11 protein-coding genes are annotated in these 16,336 nt (G+C 40.7%); all 11 read left to right on the top strand.

Going from position 1 to position 16,336, the window contains the following annotated elements:
• Nucleotides 1–104: 104 nt before the first annotated feature.
• The gene (locus LQ203_RS04285) at nt 105–1,355 is read left to right on the top strand and encodes a GTPase (RefSeq protein ID WP_230155993.1); all 1,251 of its coding nucleotides are present in this window, start codon (nt 105–107) and stop codon (nt 1,353–1,355) included.
• A gap of 116 nt (nt 1,356–1,471) precedes the next feature.
• The gene (locus LQ203_RS04280; protein ID WP_230155990.1) at nt 1,472–2,611 is read left to right on the top strand and encodes an acyl-CoA dehydrogenase family protein; all 1,140 of its coding nucleotides are present in this window, start codon (nt 1,472–1,474) and stop codon (nt 2,609–2,611) included.
• Nucleotides 2,612–2,893: 282 nt separating this feature from the next.
• Nucleotides 2,894–4,084, top strand: a complete 1,191-nt coding sequence (locus LQ203_RS04275; protein ID WP_230155987.1) for a sensor histidine kinase — start codon at nt 2,894–2,896, stop codon at nt 4,082–4,084.
• Nucleotides 4,085–4,194: 110 nt separating this feature from the next.
• The gene (locus tag LQ203_RS04270; RefSeq protein ID WP_230155985.1) at nt 4,195–6,183 is read left to right on the top strand and encodes an acetoacetate--CoA ligase; all 1,989 of its coding nucleotides are present in this window, start codon (nt 4,195–4,197) and stop codon (nt 6,181–6,183) included.
• A 220-nt stretch (nt 6,184–6,403) separates the two neighbouring features.
• Nucleotides 6,404–7,396, top strand: a complete 993-nt coding sequence (locus LQ203_RS04265) for a thiamine pyrophosphate-dependent dehydrogenase E1 component subunit alpha (protein WP_230155984.1) — start codon at nt 6,404–6,406, stop codon at nt 7,394–7,396.
• Between the two features lie 21 nt (nt 7,397–7,417).
• The gene (locus LQ203_RS04260) at nt 7,418–8,452 is read left to right on the top strand and encodes an alpha-ketoacid dehydrogenase subunit beta (RefSeq protein WP_230155983.1); all 1,035 of its coding nucleotides are present in this window, start codon (nt 7,418–7,420) and stop codon (nt 8,450–8,452) included.
• Nucleotides 8,453–8,542: 90 nt separating this feature from the next.
• Nucleotides 8,543–9,760, top strand: a complete 1,218-nt coding sequence (locus LQ203_RS04255) for a dihydrolipoamide acetyltransferase family protein (RefSeq protein ID WP_230155982.1) — start codon at nt 8,543–8,545, stop codon at nt 9,758–9,760.
• Nucleotides 9,761–9,777: 17 nt separating this feature from the next.
• Nucleotides 9,778–11,160, top strand: a complete 1,383-nt coding sequence (gene lpdA / locus LQ203_RS04250; RefSeq protein ID WP_230155981.1) for a dihydrolipoyl dehydrogenase — start codon at nt 9,778–9,780, stop codon at nt 11,158–11,160.
• A 48-nt stretch (nt 11,161–11,208) separates the two neighbouring features.
• A complete protein-coding gene (locus tag LQ203_RS04245; protein WP_230156150.1) occupies nt 11,209–11,976 on the top strand; it encodes an acetoin reductase in 768 nt (255 codons plus the stop codon).
• A gap of 219 nt (nt 11,977–12,195) precedes the next feature.
• On the top strand, nt 12,196–14,079 hold the full coding sequence (locus LQ203_RS04240; RefSeq protein WP_230155980.1) for a sigma-54-dependent Fis family transcriptional regulator: 1,884 nt from the start codon (nt 12,196–12,198) through the stop codon (nt 14,077–14,079).
• A 72-nt stretch (nt 14,080–14,151) separates the two neighbouring features.
• Nucleotides 14,152–15,129: a nitronate monooxygenase gene (locus tag LQ203_RS04235; RefSeq protein ID WP_230155978.1), complete on the top strand. Its 978-nt coding sequence runs from the start codon at nt 14,152–14,154 to the stop codon at nt 15,127–15,129.
• The last annotated feature ends 1,207 nt before the right edge of the window (nt 15,130–16,336 follow it).

Genomic DNA, 16,336 nt, shown 5'->3' with positions numbered 1-16,336 from the left:
GGTACCCCTTATGCTTGTGAGGAAGATTCAAGTAACGTGCTTAACTTGAATCGTTCAAGGGTAAATGTTACATAAAAACACTTCAAAACAAGGGGGAATGCACGGTGGTAGGAAAACACGATGAAATGGGAAGCATATTCGCTTTCATTAAAGGTCAGGTAGATAAGCTGCCAATTTCACAATCGAAAAAGAACAAAATGCTCGACCAGCTCTTGAAGCTTAAAACGATGACAGTAGATGCAAGGGAACCACGAATTGCTCTGGTCGGGAGGCGCGGGTCCGGAAAGTCATCACTGATTAATGCGATGTTTGGCCAGGAACGGCAATATGTCAGTTCCGTAAAAGCTGGAACAGGTAAGGGTAAATGGCTTTGGTACCCCAGTGATGCAGAGCCCAAAATACGTCTTTTGGATTCCCGCGGATTGGGGGAAAGTGAAGCTCCGACGGAAGAATTTGAAGAAGAAACACCGATGGATGAATTGATAAAAGCGGTTACCGAAGAACAGCCTGACGTGTTTCTTTTCCTGATTAAAGCAAAAGAAACGGATTCACGGATTGAAGAGGATTTACAAGAGTTGAACAAGCTGCGCAAGATCGTTAAAGAGATACACCATTATGAAGTACCCGTTATCTGTGTAGTCACCCAAGTGGATGAATTAGATCCGCCACATTATAAACAAGCGCCTTTTGATGCCAATCCTAAGAAAAAACAGAATATTGATGAAGCCATCGCGTTGATGTCCAAGCGCTTTAACGAAAGTGACATCCCACTATTGAACATCATTCCCATTTGTTCATATATTGATTTTGATGAAAATGGAAATATTGAATACGATATGCGTTGGAACATCGATTTGCTATCTGATTACTTAATCGAGGCCTTACCCAGTGAAGCGAAACTGAAGACGGCCAAAGCGATACAAAGCCAATTCGTTAAAAGGAAATTTGCGCGGACGATCGTGGGAACGTTTACGGCCATCGCCGGCTTAATTGGTGCAGAGCCCATTCCTTTCGCCGATTTTCCCATATTGACAGGCATTCAAGGGTTGATGATTGTGGTCATTGGTTTTATCGCGGATAAGGACATTAATACTAAAACGGCGAGTGAATTCATTACAGCATTAGGGATCAATGTTGGTATCGGTCTCCTTGTCAGGGAAGGTGTCAGGGCAGCAGTCCGATTCATTCCAGGAGCTGGTCTAGTCGTTTCAGGGGCTGTAGCCGGCGCGGTCACGTATGGAATTGGTCAGGCTGCGATCGCTTATTTTATTGAAAACAAAGATATGGATCAGGCGAAGGCAGCTTATAAGAACGCCAACAAAGCGTATAAAAATGAAGACAATGAATCTGAATAAGCAGTTTCAAACCATAAACTCCACTAAAGTGATATGATAAAGGGGAGTTCTAGCGGGCACTGTTTTTGCTGCTAGATGGGTCGGGAATATTGTTTATTACAGAAGGGATGATCTTCATGTCTTTTTTTCAAACACAGAAGCAAAAAGAATATATACAAAAATTAGAGGAAGCGATTCAGTCCTTTTCCGGTCGATCTGAAGCACTGGATGAGTCGAATGGTTTTCCCTTTGAAAACATTCAGGAGTTAAAGGAATTTGGATACCCTAAATTAACGTTAGCAAAAGAGGATGGGGGGTACGGTGGTTCCTTATATGATTTCCTCCTATGCCAAGAAAAAATAGCTCAGCATTGCGGACCAACTGCTTTGGGAATAGGCTGGCATGTCGGAACGGTATTATGCTTAACTGAAAAAAGACCTTGGGAAAAAGAGGTCATGGATGAATTGTTTGATCACGTATCGAAAGGCGCTCTCATCAACACGGCAGCATCAGAGGCGGGTACTGGAAGCCCGACGCGTGGAGGCCGTCCGGAAACGATTGCAATCAAAAAAGGGGAACAATGGTGTTTGAATGGGAGAAAGACGTTCACTACACTCTCTCCCGTCCTTGATATTTTTCTTGTAACCGCATGGGTACCCGAAGATGAACAGCAAGGCACCTTTTTAGTTCATCGTGATGTATTGGGGGTCAGTATAGAAGAAACTTGGGATATGATTTCCATGCAGGGAACAGGAAGTCATGACTTAGTGTTAAATGATGTCAGCGTGCCTGAAAAGTATTTTGTCATGAAAAGCAATGGTCAAAAAAGAAAGCCTGAAGCGTGGCTGCTACATATTCCTGCTTGCTACTTGGGAATTGCTGTGGCTGCCAGAAATTATGCTGTGGAATTTGCAAAGACCTATTCTCCCAATAGTTTACCGGGACCGATCAGAGATCTTCCGAATGTCCAAAGAACAATTGGGGAAATGGAACTTGAATTGAACGAGGCACACCATTTTCTCTACTCTGTTGCTGAAAAATGGGAGCAACACCCCGAAGATCATGAAGAACTATCAAAACAATTGGGTGCGGTCAAATATTCTGTCGTCAATAAATCGATTTCGATTGTCGATAAAGCGATGAGAGTTGTTGGAGCAAAAAGCTTACAACGGAAAAATCCACTGCAACGCTTCTATAGAGATGTGCGTGCAGGACTTCATAATCCTCCGATGGATGATGCGACTATCACATTGCTCGCAAAATCAGCTCTATATTAATGAAAATAATTCCTTATGGCACTGAGATGACTTTGTCGTTTCAGTGTTTTTTCCTGTTCTTTTCTTTGGATGGCACCTCTAAGCCTTAGCTGCCTATTTTTCAGTCCCGCATGATAATTTTACTAGCTTATCATTCTTTATCTTGTTATTATTAAAACACCTGTCTAAATCTTCGAAAAATATCGAAAGTTCGGTGTAAAAATGAATCTTATGACAAAAGATTTACTTATTAACTTTTTAATTATCCTTTTTCCGCTCTTTTTATTGCAAATGAGCTATCTAGTGAAGTTCGTGTACCGTTTAGATTCATTGAAAGGATGGTTCCTATCCATTTTCCCCATTCTTTCACTTGTCCTATGTATGCTATTTCCAGTGGTCATTGAAGCGGATTTTGTTTGGGACCTTCGATGGATCCCTTTTCTTTTAGGCGGTTTATATGGGGGCTGGAGGTTAGGGACCCTATTAATAGTGATCACTTTGCTTATTCGTTTTTTAACTGGGGGGGAAAATGGATTTTATATATCATGCATCACTTTTCCATTAATTGGAATTTCTCTGTTTTTTATATCTAAATACTATCTCAGAATATCTGTCAGTAAAAAAATCTTCATCGGTGTCTCATTAATCTTTTTTGTTCACATTCTCACACAGTTTATTTCAACTCAAATATTTGGTCTAACTATCGGTATAAGTCTATGGAAACAATATTTTACGATCCAAGTCATAGGAATCGTCGTTGTCATCATACTATGTGAAGTCATTTTGGCGAATTTTCAGGTTCTCGATGAATTAGTGAAAGCGGAAAAGTTACAAATCGTTAGTCATCTCGCTGCAAGCATATCTCATGAAGTTCGTAATCCCCTTACCGTTACAAGGGGATATATTCAAATGTTGAGTGAAGATGTTTCTACACAAACAAAGATAAATTATGCGAATATTGCGCTGAAGGAATTAGATCGAGCTACGGATGTCATTAATGATTATTTGACGTTTGCTTCCATTAGTCCTGAAAATAACGAAAGATTAAGGGTATCCGATGAAATTCAGCATGTCGTAAACAGTATCATTCCCTTGGCTAACAATAATGGGACAAAATTGAAGTTATCCCTATTCGAAGATGAAGCTTATTATATCTTGGGGGACAGGAAGAAATTTCAACAGTGCTTGTTCAATATCTTAAAGAATGGCATAGAATCGATGAAGGATGAGGGAGAATTATACATACATTTAATTCAAGCTGCCACTACGATCCAAATAAAGATACAAGATCAAGGAATTGGAATGACCCAGGAACAAATATACCGTTTAGGTGAGCCTTACTTTACGACCAAAAATAAAGGTACTGGATTAGGTATGATGGTTTCATATAGCGTTATCAAAAGTATGGATGGAACGATACATGTGTCAAGTGTACAAGGGAAAGGAACATGTTTCTCTATTAACCTCCCTATTCATAGCCATGAACCCATTTGAGAATAGGGTGTAAATTGACGGTTTTATATGGATACCTTACAATTTAATTAAACCACCAATTATTAGAAAAAAATTCAATAATGCATTAGATACCTAAGGGAGATGATTGTATGAAATCGCTTACAGATGGACAAATCATTTGGGAACCGACAAACGAACAAATCGAGCAAACGGTATTGACTCAATATGTAGGATGGTTAAAAGAAAAAAAGGGTTTATCATTTCATGATTATCACGAATTATGGAAATGGTCAGTTAATGAACTGGAAGACTTTTGGGCTTCAATTTGGGAATATTGTGAGGTAAAAGCCGATAGGAAATATGACACGGTTTTAACGGAACATTCAATGCCAGGTGCGAAGTGGTTCGAGGGGTCTAGGCTTAATTATGCTGAAAATGCATTATTGAATGATCAAGGAGAGAAAACGGCGATTTTTTTTCGTTCCGAACATATCAAACAAAAAGAGGTTAGTTGGAGGGAACTGAAAGAGAAAGTAGCTTCATTCGCCCATTCATTAAGGAAACTCGGTGTGAAATCCGGCGACCGGGTTGTTGCCTATATGCCAAATATACCCGAAGCGGTCATAGCCTTCTTGGCAACAGTGAGTATAGGTGCCATCTGGTCCAGTTGTTCACCTGACTTTGGGGCAAGAAGTGTCATAGATCGTTTCAAACAGATTGAACCGGTTGTATTATTGGCGGTTAATGGGTATCAGTATAATGGAAATGTATATGATAAAACATCCGTTGTATCACAGCTTCAAAAAGAATTGGTCACTGTTAAGCATACAGTATTGGTTCCTTACATAGATAAAAAGATTTTAGAAGAAAATCTAGTAGATACCATTCCATGGGATGACCTTTTAATAGAAACAGCGGAATTATCATTTGAAAGTGTTCCGTTCGATCATCCGCTGTGGATTCTCTATTCATCAGGTACAACAGGAATGCCAAAGCCAATTGTACAAGGGCATGGCGGTATATTATTGGAGCATTTTAAAGCAACAAGATTGCATCAAGACATGACTTCCGAGGATACGGTATTCTGGTTTACGACAACAGGCTGGATGATGTGGAATCTCCTTATGGGTGGTTTGCTGAATGGGGCGAAGATCGTTCTTTATGACGGCAGTCCTTCTTATCCGAATATGGGTGCCCTTTGGGAATTGGCTGAAGATACAGGCATGACTTTCTTTGGAACAAGTGCACCATTCCTTACGAATTCCATGAAGTTAGGCATCAATCCAAAGGAAAACTATGATTTGTCGAAATTGAAGGCCCTTTTTTCAACTGGAGCACCATTGTCGGGTGACGGATACAAATGGGTATATGAGAATGTTAAGAAGGATATCTGGCTCAGTTCATCCAGTGGCGGAACCGATGTATGTGCCGGATTTGTAGGTGGTGTTCCTACATTACCAGTAAGAATCGGGGAGATACAAGGAAGAGCATTAGGTGTACGTGCAGAAGCCTTTGATGAACAAGGTCAAACATTGATTAATGAAGTCGGTGAATTGGTCATTACGAAACCGATGCCTTCCATGCCGCTATATTTCTGGAATGACCAAAACGGGACAAGATACTACGAGAGTTATTTCGATACCTATCCTGGGATATGGAAACACGGTGATTGGATAAAAATCGACGACAAGGGCAGTTGTATCATTTACGGACGTTCCGACTCGACCATCAACCGTTCCGGTGTACGTATGGGAACTAGTGATATCTACCGGGCTGTCGAAGCGATCGACGATGTTATGGAAAGCCTTGTTATTGATAGGGAAGTGCTTGGACGCGGTTCTTCCTTGCTGCTGTTCGTTGTCCTTAAGCCAAGTTTAAACCTCGATGCAACATTGACAGCAAAAATCAAGGAACAAATCAGAGGGCAAGTATCCCCTCGCTTTATCCCTGACCAAATCTATGCTGTTGATCAAATACCTAAAACGTTGAACGGAAAGAAAATGGAAGTCCCGATACGTAAAGTGTTGTTAGGTTTCGAGTTTGATAAAGTAGTGAATGCAGATTCCATGGGGAACCCTGAATCGCTTCAATTCTTCAAGGATTTAGCCATTGAGTTAAATGAGAAAAAAATATTCTGAGATTCCAAGGCGGAGCAAAAAGCTCCGTCTTTTTTGTATGAAATTTTAATAATTGAATGAATCGTGGTCAATAAACGAGACAAAACGAGACATCAATCTCATTTTGTCTCGTTTTGTCTCGTTCAAAAATAATAAAGTCCTAATTTACCAACCTTCCATTTTGGCACGCTATTTGCACTATATATGATTGACTCATTATTAATGATTGGGGGCTGAGAAAATGGAAACGGTTCAATCGAATGAACAAAAGTTATCACAGGACAAGGCTTATTGGATGTATAAAAAAATGCTGGAGATCAGAAAATTCGAAGACCAAGTTCATGAATCCTTTGCAAAGGGTATTTTACCAGGTTTTGTCCATTTGTATGCTGGGGAAGAAGCGGTAGCTGTAGGAGTATGTGCTCACCTAACCGAAAAGGACAGCATTACGAGCACTCACCGAGGCCATGGCCACTGTATTGCAAAAGAATGCGACCTTAACGGGATGATGGCTGAAATCTATGGGAAAGTGACTGGTCTTTGTAAAGGTAAAGGCGGCTCCATGCATATAGCCGATCTGGATAAAGGGATGTTAGGCGCAAACGGGATTGTCGGCGGAGGGTTCCCACTTGCATGTGGTGCAGCATTAACTGCCAAGTATAAAAAGACGGATCATGTAAGTGTTTGTTTTTTTGGTGATGGTGCCAATAATCATGGGACATTTCATGAAGGGATTAATCTGGCGGCCATTTGGAAGCTACCCGTTATATTCATCGCTGAAAATAATGGCTATGGGGAAGCGACGCCTTTCAACTATGCTTCTAGCTGTAAAACGATAGCCGATCGTGCGATAAGCTACAATATCCCGGGTGTCCGGGTGGATGGGAAGGATGTAATGGCTGTGTACAAGGCGGCTGAAGAAGCCGTTCTTAGAGCTCGCAGAGGAGAAGGCCCCTCATTAATTGAATGCGTTACTTATCGTAATTATGGACACTTCGAGGGAGATGCCCAGAAATATAAAAAAGAAGAAGACAAAAAGGAACATAAACAAGAAAAAGATGCGATTGTTCAATTTAGGAATTACTTACTGAATCAGAATCTGCTGGCGGAAAAAGAATTGGTTTCTCTTGAGAATTCAGTTGAAGAGGCTATTAAACAGGCTGTTAAGTTCAGTGAAGATAGTCCGTATCCAGAGGCATCCGATTTATTGAATGATGTATATGTATCTTATTGAACAAAATAAGGGGGAATTAGGATGAGCAGGAAAATCAGTATGTCACAAGCGATAAATGAAGCAATGGCCCTTGCCATGAGAAAGGATGAAAATGTCATCCTTATGGGAGAAGATGTAGCCGGGGGTGCAGAAGTTGACCATCTGCAGGATGACGAAGCATGGGGCGGTGTTTTAGGTGTCACGAAAGGATTGGTTCAAGAATTTGGTCGAGACAGGATCCTTGATACACCTATTGCAGAAGCAGGTTATATGGGAGCGGCCATGGCAGCGGCTTCAACGGGTTTACGTCCGATTGCCGAGTTAATGTTCAACGATTTCATTGGCAGCTGTTTGGATGAAGTATTAAATCAAGGTGCGAAGTTTCGGTATATGTTTGGGGGCAAAGCCCAGGTACCCGTGACGATCCGTACGATGCATGGTGCAGGATTCAGGGCTGCAGCTCAGCATTCACAGAGCCTTTATGCCTTGTTTACAAGCATTCCTGGATTGAAAGTGGTCGTACCATCTTCCCCTTATGATGCAAAAGGGCTGTTACTCTCAGCCATTGAGGATAATGATCCAGTCATTTTTTTCGAAGATAAAACGCTGTATAACATGGTAGGAGAGGTCCCTGAAGGCTACTATACCATCCCAATCGGTAAAGCTGAAATTAAAAGGAAGGGCTCGGATTTGACGATTGTTGCCATCGGTAAACAAGTTCACACGGCAATGGAGGCTGCCCAAAAACTTACAGGTAAAGGCATTGAAGTTGAAATTGTAGACCCACGTAGCTTGTCACCACTGGATGAAGAAACAATTCTCTCCTCTGTAGCCAAGACTAATCGGTTAATCGTTATGGATGAAGCGAATCCAAGGTGCAGCATGGCGACCGATATTGCCGCATTGGTTGCGGATAAAGGATTTGATACGCTCGATGCGCCAATAAAAAGGATTACTGCTCCACATACACCAGTACCTTTTTCACCTCCACTTGAAGATATATATCTTCCAACATCAGAAAAAGTGATCCAAGTCGTTTCAGAATTGTTGGGAGAGCCTTCCATTCTTGGGGTTTAATTTACTCAACATCAAGCTCCAGCTTATCATAAGTTGGAGCAAGAACATCCATTATAGACACCAAAACAAATTTGAAGGGAGATAAAAGATATGGCGGTCGAAGTGGTAATGCCGAAATTGGGCATGGCGATGAAAGAGGGCACTGTTTCGTTATGGAGTAAGGAGGTTGGGGATCCGGTTGAAAAAGGTGAAGCAATCGCAAGCATTAACTCGGAGAAAATAGAAATGGATATTGAATCTCCTGCAGAAGGAACCATTCTGAACATAGCTGTTCAAGAAGGACAGGGTGTACCTCCAGGAACCGTTATCTGTTATATCGGAAATCCGAATGAAAAAATTATGATTGATGAGCCTGTTGCTAAAGAAAACGAGCAGGAAATTCCTGAACACGAAAAGCTGAAAACGACAGAGTCACCGATTTTGCCAAGGGGTGAACGAGTGATGATCACCCCGGTTGCACGGAAAATGGCACAGGCCGCTAATCTAGATATTGAAAAAATTCAAGGGACTGGCCCAAGCGGAAGAATCACAAAAGATGATGTACAGAAAGCTATGAAGCCTGATTTAAAGCCAGAAAATAAGGAAGAAAGTATCTTCGTCCAGGCGCATTCCTTAGACAAAGCACAAGAGATTCCTGTAAATGGGATGCGGAAAATCATTGCCACTCGTATGCAGAATAGCTTGCAAACCAGTGCTCAATTAACTCTCACCATGAAAGCTGATATTACCGATTTAATTATATTACAAAAACAAGCTACTGAAATATTACAAAAACATGAATCAAGTAAACTGACAATAACGGATTTTGTTGCCAAAGCTGTCGTACTTTCACTGAAGGAGCACCCTAAAATGAACAGTGCTTATGTAGATGACAAAATCCATTTGTTTGAGCCTATCCATCTAGGCGTGGCTGTTGCTTTGGAAAAGGGTTTAGTTGTTCCAGTCATAAGAAATGCGGAAGCCTGTACACTAAGGCAGTTAGCAGATAAGGGTAAGGAGCTGGCTAAGCGTGCACGCGACAGTCAATTGCCTAGTGAAAACATGCAAGGTTCAACTTTTACGATCAGTAACCTGGGGGCCTTTGGAGTCGAGCACTTTACACCGATTCTGAATACACCGGAAACAGGAATCCTTGGAATTGGTTCTGCTTTTGATACCCCGCTGTATATTGGCGATGAATTGGAACGGAGAACGATCTTGCCACTCAGTTTAACTTTTGATCACCGTGTACTCGACGGAGCTCCCGCTTCTGCCTTTTTACAAACCATTAAACGGTATTTGGAAGAGCCGCTCACCGTAATTTTATAGAAAAGGAGGGAAAGCTCTTGGATCGTATAGCTATTATAGGTGGAGGTCCTGCTGGGTATGTAGCGGCAATCACTACTGCCCAGCAGGATAAGGAGGTCATACTGGTAGTCGAAGGGCATTTGGGGGGAACTTGTTTAAACGAAGGGTGCATGCCAACGAAGTCATTATTAGAAAGTGCCGATACGTATGAAATGGTGAAAAATGCCGGCCAGATGGGAATTCGCCTTCCCTCCAATTTAATTGAAATCGATTGGGAAGCTGTTCAAGAACGAAAGAATGGTGTCATATCTAATCTCGTGCACGGCATTCAATATTTAATGAGTAAGAATAAAATAAAAGTCATACAGGGAAAAGCATCATTCCTGTCGAGCTCTCGACTAAGGATCGAGAACGGAAATACCATTGAGGAAATTGAAGCTAGTAAGATCATCATTGCAACGGGATCTGAACCAATCCCATTACCTTTTGCTCCGTTTGATGGTGAATGGATCATCCACAGTGGTCAAGCTATGTCACTTCCAGTCATTCCCGATTCACTTTTAATTATCGGAGGGGGCGTCATCGGCTGCGAATTTGCCAGTATTTATAGCAGGGTTGGCACCAAGGTAACCATTATCGAGATGGGGGAAAAGTTACTTCCAGGGGAAGATGATGATATCTCGAGCATCCTGCATCAAGAATTGATTAGCCAAGGAGTAACAGTCCATACCTCGACATCCGTAAAAAACATAAATACAACGAGTAAAAAGGTATTTTGGGAAAAAGAAGATGGTAGAATGGAAGAATTTCATGCTGATTATGTACTGGTTTCAATAGGGAGAAAACCACGAGTGAATGGAATGGACTTAGAGGGCCACAATATTGATTTTTCCCGTTTTGGCATCAAGGTGAATGATCGCATGCAAACTAGTAATTCTTCGGTTTATGCCTGTGGTGATGTGATAGGGGGCATCCAACTTGCCCATGTAGCATTTCATGAGGGTCGGGTAGCTGCTTTGAATGCCTGTGGTCAATTGGCCCAGGTTAATTATCGGGCGATCCCTCGATGCATTTATACCTCGCCGGAGATTGCCAGTGTAGGCTTAACGGAGAAAGAAGCGAGGAACATTTATGGGGAGATTAAAGTTGGGGAATTTGCTTTTTCAGCAAATGGGAAAGCGGCCATTTCCAATAAACAGATTGGAAAGGTCAAAGTCCTTGTGAATCCTCAATTTAACGAGATTTTAGGCTTTTCCATCGTTGGTCAACATGCAACAGAACTAATTGGTCAAGGAACGATCATGCTGCATGCAGAAATAACGACAGATATGTTGGAAGATTTAATAGCGGCACATCCAACCTTATCGGAATCCATCCATGAGGCTCTATTAAATGTTGTTGGTCAAGCTGTACATTCTTAATACAGTCATTGGATATAAATGATTAAAAGGGGGGATTGTATGGCAAGCATTCAACGAACGGCGGTTGTCACTGGTGCAGGACGCGGTATCGGACGTGCCATTGCTCTAAGATTAGCTCAAGATGGATTGAATGTAGTGATTAACGACGTCAATCTGGATACGGCCGAATCGGTCGCAAATGAAATTAAGGAACTAGGACGTGAAAGCTTTGCTATTAAAGCGGATGTAAGCGATAGACGGGAAGTATTCGAAATGGTCGATCAAGTTGTGGAACGTTTTGGGCAACTGGATGTTATGGTTTCAAATGCAGGAATTGCTCAAATCAAGCCACTCTTGGAAGTAACTCAAGAGGATCTTGAACAGATTTTCAATATCAATGTAAATGGTGTACTTTTTTGCCTGCAAGCCGCTGCTGAACAAATGAAAAAGCAAGAAGGAGGGAAAATTATAAGTGCTGCCAGCATCGCCAGTTATAAAGGCTTTAGTTTACTTGGTACATACTCGGCCACAAAATTCGCCGTAAGAGGCATTACACAAGCGGCAGCACAAGAATTGGCCCAGTTCGGCATTACGGTGAATGCATACTGTCCAGGCATTGTCGGGACGCAAATGTGGGAGCTAATTGATGAAAAAATGGGTCAATATATGAATCTTGCTAAAGGGGAAACATTCAAAAAGTTTACTGATTCCATAACCTTAGGACGCTCCGAATCCCCAGAAGATGTTGCGAAGTTCGTATCTTATCTTGCTTCACCTGATTCTGATTATATGACAGGACAATCCATCATGATTGATGGAGGAGTCATTTTTTCATAAACGGATGGTATGATTGGGAAGCTTCATGTGAATCATCACGTGAAGCTTTTTTTTGATAAACTAAACTCTATATATTGTAAGCGTATACATAATCTACTATAATTAAGTGGACCTCGATCAACATCCTTTTTTATTACTCCATGGTTTTTTTTCTCTTGATTGACTAACATATTTTCATTTCATATGAAGGTTTAAACCAAATGATTAGAGGAGGATCATATGCTATCCACTAGTTGTTATCTGCGTACATGGGAACGCTTTGTCAGTGAAGGGGTTCTCGATTCAAATCGTCTGAACAAGCGAATAATGGAATCTTGGCATCGCTGTAAAAAAGAACAAGTCAACCCATATCTCAATAAAGCCGAGCACATATTGACAAATGAATTATTGAACATTCAAAGAGAAAAGAACTCCTTCCTGTTAGAAGTAGCATCGCCCCAATTAATAAGGATGAATCAATCCATAAAAGAATCGGGAATGATGGCTTTATTAGTTGATCCTGATGGATATGTCCTCTCACTTTCCGGAAACGAGAAAATCCTGGATGAGGCAGGCAGAATAAACTTTGTCGAAGGTGTATGCTGGACAGAGGGTGAGGTGGGAACAAACGCCATTGGAACAGCTTTGAAAACGGGAGAAGCCGTCATGATCCAAGGTACTGAACACTATTCCATTGCCTCACATAAATGGAGTTGTTCTGCAATGCCCATTTTAAATGAAGACGGAATGATAATGGGCGTTTTGGATATATCGTGTCCAGTAGAATATTTCCATCCGTCCATGCTGGGTATGGTAGCCAATTTGGCGTATACGATCGAACAGGAAATGGGAGTTCGTTCATATAAAAGAGAGCTGGCTCTGACCCAGCAGTCCATAGAACTTGCAGAAACCTATCCAGAACAGCCCTTTATCGTTTGTAATCATAAAGAAATGATCATTTCGGCCAGCAAACAGGTCCGTAAAAAAATTCCTCAATCCATCGGTATGACATTGATAGATCTATTAAACCATGGATATCGAATTGTTAAGGAAAACCCGCTGCTATCTAAAGAAGATAATAAGATTTCCGGTAAATGTTTATTCTTATCAGAGAAGCAAGGTCATAAAACCAATAGACTCTTTCCAGCTTCCATGCCTTCTGAGGTGTTTAGCTTCAAAGGAGAAAGAGGGATTAGTGAATCCTTTCAAAACACATTACATAAAGTGAATCTTGTTGCACCGACAGAAGCGAATGTGTATATATCTGGTGAAACAGGCGTTGGAAAAGAGCTTATTGCCATGGCTATTCATGAAAATAGCTCTCGTAAAAATGGGCCGTTCATCACGATAAATTGCGGAGCCATCCCTAAAGATTTAATGGAGAGTGAATTATTCGGGTATGTTGAAGGTGCATTTACAGGGGCTAAACGGCAAGGGTACAAAGGAAAGTTCGAGCAGGCTAATGGAGGGACCATTTTTCTCGATGAAATCGGTGAAATCCCCCTAGCGATGCAAGTTGCTTTACTGCGTGTACTTCAAGAAAGAAAAATCGTTCCGCTTGGTGGTTCTAAACTCATTTCATTGGATATTCGCATTATCACTGCGACTCACCGAAAGCTTGAGGAGCTTGTCAATGAAGGGTCCTTTCGCGAGGATTTATACTATCGATTGAATGTTTACCCCATTCATGTCCCCTCTTTAAGAGAAAGGATTGAAGACATTCCTTATCTAGTCAACTACTTGTGCACAAATAATAATTGGAATATTCCATTAACGGAGGATTTATTGAATCGTTTAAAGAATTACAATTGGCCAGGCAATATAAGAGAGCTACAGAATGTTCTCCAGCGGTTAACCATCTTACATGCAGAAGGGACCGTTGATTATGAAGTGTTTAATTCCATGAATTCGATGCCCCTTACGAGGCGTAATGAGTCCCCACCATTGAAGGAAGACGATAAAAATTACAAGAAGGAAAATGAACTGACGATCCGTGAAAAAATTCAACGAGATCTAATGTTAGAGGCATTACAAAAATCAAGTGGAAATGTCGCCGCCGCTGCTAAATTGATGGATATACCAAGAAGTACATTTTATAAGCGGCTCCATAAGTATGGTATATAGCCATGGCGTGTGAACATTATATAGGAAAAGTAGATTTATAGAAATTCATGAAAAATGAAAGGAGTATGGCAAATGAAAACGAAAATTACTGAATTATTAGGGATTGAATATCCGATTATATGCGGTGGGATGTTTCAAGTTGGCCGAGCCCCGCTCGCAGCGGCCGTATCCGAAGCAGGAGGTCTAGGTATCATAACCTCCAAAACACAGGCGACCCCCGAAGGTCTACGTGATGAAGTACGCAAAGTGAAATCTTTAACGAAGAAACCGTTTGCTGTAAATCTAAATCTATTTCCAAGTCAAACGCCAACTCCAAATGATGAGTTTATTGATATTTTAATTGATGAAAATGTAAAAATTGTTGAAACGAGTGGCCGAAGTCCAGAAGGAATTATGCCTAAACTTAAAGAGCACGGCTTTACCGTGATACATAAAGTAGCGGGGGTCAAAAACGCAATCTCGGCAGAGAAATTAGGAGTGGATGCTATAATTATTGTAGGGAATGAAACAGGGGGGCATCCTGGCATGGGGGATGTAGGCACGCTTGTCATGCTCCCTAGAGTAGTTGACTCCGTTACTATACCTGTAATAGCAGGCGGGGGATTTTCGGATGGCAGAGGCCTTATTAGTGCCTTGTCACTCGATGCTGAAGGGATTGTCATGGGAACTCGCTTTATGGCCACGCAAGAAGCGCCGATTCATGATAACGTGAAGAACTGGATGGTATCAGCCGATGAGCTGGATACGGTTGTCATCCAACGGAATATTGGCAGTCGTTCGCGTGTAGCATTAAATGGCGTCAGTAAAGAAGTGGACAAACTTGAAAGTGAAGGAGCCACTTTAGAAGACCTTATTCCGCTAATAACGGGACAAAGGAGCAAAAAAGTATACTTTGATGGCGATTTAGACGGAGGCATCTGGTCCTGCGGTCAATCCGTAGGCCTGATAAAAGAAGTTTTGACCGTCAATGAACTCATAAACCAAATCGTCCAAGAAGCAAAAACCTCGTTCGAATTCATCCAAAGCCGTATCGAATCCCTTCGAACATGAATAACCCTTCGTTCAAAAAGGAACATGAGATCAATGCGATTTCATGTTCCTTTTTTTCTTGTTCAAATCCTTTTTAAAATTACATGAAACAATACATCGATAAAATTTATGAAATATGTGAAGGAGCCACTACCGATATTCATGACAATCGTAAAACCCCCATATAAAATGCTTTGCTATTTTATATGGGGGTTTTTTGCACAGTTTCAATACCTGTAAATTAGCGTGTTACCCAAATACGCTAGAGCTTTATAAGATAAAAGATCGATCTGTTCTTTTGTCATTCTACATTTCTCTATAAGTTGCTGAAATATAATTGAATCTGGATACTTGATCAAAATGGATCATCGCTTTATAACGAGTGCAAAGTAACATTAAGAAGTCTTGTGAGAATTATGGGATAAAAAGAGCACCATATTGTCATTTTTGCTGGAAAGCGGAACCTTTGAGATGAAAAACCGTTTGATTAGTTGTTGTTATCGTTATATTTATATAATTATTTCAAAGTGTTAACCCGTGATTTTTCTCATTTCGCCACTATTTTTGTATATCAATATAATAAAATAACAAGAAAAGCATGATTATACAGGAAATGTACCTTTAGCAAAACACATGTTGATGGCGATTATTGTAATCACGACTTAATAAAGGTCCATAAAGAATCAGGAAAAAGAAGAAAAAGATGGGGGGGGAACAATGGTTATAGCTGCGTATTTGATAGGAGGGGGCATACGTTATTATTTTAAAACTTAATACCTTTTCGAAGTACCTAAAAACGCTGTGCGGGTCATGACTATGAACAAAGGTACAATTATGATTGTTCATAGTCATCTGTAAAATACGTCATGCCTTATGGTTTTTGATTAGGCATTATAACGAATGGGTGGAAAATGGGAGAAAGAGAAGAGGCTCACGTTATACATAAGTGACAGCGTTAAATTTTATCTCTAAAACTAAACAATTAAATATTAGAGTGAAATGATAAAATATTGTAAACACTAATAATGTGCATTAATGGAATCAATTGCGCCAATAAAATATGTCATGGCCTAAAAATGATTTTATAAAGTGATTACAGGCAATTAACAGATAATGATAAGAATCGAGTGAAAAATATCGATTTAAATTACTTTAGATTTTAAATTATTGCTTGATCAAATTATTCATATGAAATTCTATAAGGCAATCTTAAATACTAAAATGACCG

This window comes from Peribacillus sp. Bi96 (genome assembly GCF_918698115.1).
GTDB lineage: Bacteria > Bacillota > Bacilli > Bacillales > DSM-1321 > Peribacillus.
This window is presented reverse-complemented; position numbering and strand designations above follow the sequence as displayed.